At 60.1% G+C, this 2,043-nt stretch carries 1 protein-coding gene and 1 pseudogene; both read right to left on the reverse strand.

Translation table 11 applies throughout. The annotated features are described in order from the left end of the window. Positions 1–399 precede the first annotated feature (399 nt). Positions 400–1,101, reverse strand: a pseudogene (locus tag IE101_RS19575) (transposase); the annotation flags it as partial. 277 nt (positions 1,102–1,378) lie between these two features. Beyond that, positions 1,379–2,005 (reverse strand): IS110 family RNA-guided transposase, encoded by a 627-nt coding sequence (locus IE101_RS19580; RefSeq protein WP_308429882.1) that lies wholly within the window; start codon positions 2,003–2,005, stop codon positions 1,379–1,381. Positions 2,006–2,043 lie beyond the last annotated feature (38 nt).

Raw genomic sequence — 2,043 nt, forward strand, 5'->3', positions numbered from 1 at the left:
AAGGAGCACCGCCAGTTTCACCAGTTCATGGCGCGGATCGATCATGTCAACCAGTCGCGGCCGCAGCAGATCATCCTGTTCCGGGGGACGAGGGCGGTGCTTCATACGCAGAACCGAAATTGCAGGGTTTCGGCCAAAATCATACAAAACCCTGCAAGCCATAGCCAGAAAAACTACCCTGTTTCATCGCGAAATCAATGACATGAGTGTTGTTCAGGGCGAGCTAACCCGCCCGTGGCATAATTGCCTGTGTCCTGTGTCGGCGTATGTCGATTTCACTCTAGCAGGGCGCTGAAATAGTCTGCGATGGCGAATGGTTTCCTTTTGGCGCAACTGTCCGGTTTTAGCTTCAGGCGCCTCGGTGCAGAAAGCATGACTGTTTGGCGCTGTTTGGGATCGTCACGCAGCCAGCAAGCGGGGCAGTCTGGCGAGGTTGTTGGCGGCCATTGTGAGGATGAAGCGGGAACGCACCCGTTCGACGCCCCGATAGACGGTCTGGGCCATGCCACCGATAGTCTTGGCCCAGCCGAAAGCCTCTTCGATCCGTTTGCGGTGTTTGATCGACAGGGCGTAACCCTCGTGCCGGGTGGTGCGGCCGTCGATCGCTGAATATCTCGATTTCTGGGCGACATGGGGCGTGACGCAGGCTTGTCGCAGGTCGGCGACGAACTCGGCTGCGTCAAAGCCCTTGTCCGCACCCAGCGTGAGTTGGCGGGTTGATCCAGGTGAATGGCGGTGGATCATGTCCAGTGCGGCACGCCGTTCCGCGTGACCGTCGGTCTGCGTGAGGTCGCCCTGCACGATCAGACCCGAGCGGTTCTCCATCAGCGCATGCCCCATGAAGCAGAGTATCGCGCCGGTGCCGGGGGATTTCTTGTAAAGGCGCGCATCGGGATCGGTGGTCGAGGCATGGGTGGCATTGGTTCGCTTCTCGCCCTTGAAGTCGACCTCGGCATTGCGGTTTCGGCGGGTGGGGCGGGGCATCGGGTCGGTCTCGGACGGTGGCGGTTCAGGGTGATCTTCGGCAGGGCTATCCGGGCTGGGCGGGCCGCCCGGATCGTCGTCTGACGGTGTGTCGGTCGCCTTCGGCTGAAAACTCTTGTGTGGTTGCCGCCCGTGATGCAAGAGGTTTCGAACCCTTGTTGCGAGTGATCGAGTGCGGTCTTGTGTCAGGCCTCAAACGGTGCGGCCACTCCACAGGCCGCGGGCCAATATGGTGATCTGCGGATCAGGGTCCAAATCTTCATGCCGGGCTTGTTGGCCCCGAGAGCTTCACTGGTTGCCCCAATCCAGATCTGTTCGATCATTTCGCCCATCTGGGTCATTGCCTTCTCACACCATCGTCACCGACACAGGTTTCTGGTCGACCGCATGTGTATCACGCCGCCGTCACCGGTGCCGGATCCTGATAGTCACTCTTTGTCGTCAGCATGGCCCAGATTTGCCGCGCCATCCGGTTGGCAAGCGCGATGGCCACAAGCATACGGGGTTTTCTTCTTGCCAGCATCCGCGAAAGCCAGGAGGTGTCTGGGATTGATCGACGTCCGAGCCAGTTCAACCGCGACATCGCGCCGATGATCAGCAGCCGCCGGATATCTGCCTGACCCGCCTTTGAGACCCTGCCGAGCCGATCCTTGCCGCCTGATGAATGCTGGCGCGGGACAAGCCCCAGCCATGCCGCAAAATCTCGGCCACGCCGGAATGTCTGCATGGTCGGGCCAAAAGCTTCAATCGCCAATGCTGTAAGTGGCCCGACGCCTGGCATTGTCTGGAGACGGCGGGCGGTGTCCGTCTGCTCCGCCAACTGCTTTGCGCGCTGCGTGCGGGCCTCAATGCGTGAGGTCTTCTCAGAGATTTGCGCCAGCAGATCCCGGCACTCCTCCTGAACCAGCGGGGGCAGATTGCAAGTTGGGTCGTCCAAAAGTGCCGAAACCCGCTTAATTTGTATGATACCTTGCGGCAGCACATGGCCGAATTCGTAAAGGAGTGAACTGATGCGGTGGATGCCCCCACCCCAACGGCATCACGTATGCCATGATGGTT

The organism is Gemmobacter lanyuensis (assembly GCF_014652355.1).
Lineage (GTDB): Bacteria > Pseudomonadota > Alphaproteobacteria > Rhodobacterales > Rhodobacteraceae > Gemmobacter > Gemmobacter lanyuensis.